Source organism: Dellaglioa sp. CoH-55-MRSF-9, from assembly GCF_056782155.1.
Genome location: NZ_JBXAYG010000057.1, coordinates 1 through 289, shown reverse-complemented (window position 1 = coordinate 289; position 289 = coordinate 1). Strand labels below are relative to the sequence as shown.

The following is a 289-nucleotide window of genomic DNA, read 5'->3' as shown; positions in this document are numbered from 1 at the left end:
GTCTGCTGATCAGATCATGCGTGAGGCCCACCACGTTCCTGATGCTGTGAGCGCACAGGTGCGTCAATCGCTCGTGCAGATGCGCATCTTCCCAAAAAGCAATCTGGCGGTGGTGTTTCTCGACTTCCGCATCACGAAGGCCGAAGCTCAACAGATGACGACCACAGAGTGGAGCGCGCTGCGTGAGATCGACATCTATCCGATGCTGCATCAATGGATGCACGCAGGTTTTGGTGAGCGCGGCACGACTCCGGTCGCGGCCTTCCACATTTCTAAGATCGCTCACACG

1 protein-coding gene is annotated in these 289 nt (G+C 57.1%); it reads left to right on the top strand.

Features of this window, described 5'->3' with window-relative positions; genetic code table 11:
- Nucleotides 1-16: 16 nt before the first annotated feature.
- A partial coding sequence (locus tag AC1RPV_RS07775) for a hypothetical protein (RefSeq protein WP_481764197.1) occupies nucleotides 17-289 on the top strand: 273 nt, incomplete at its 3' end.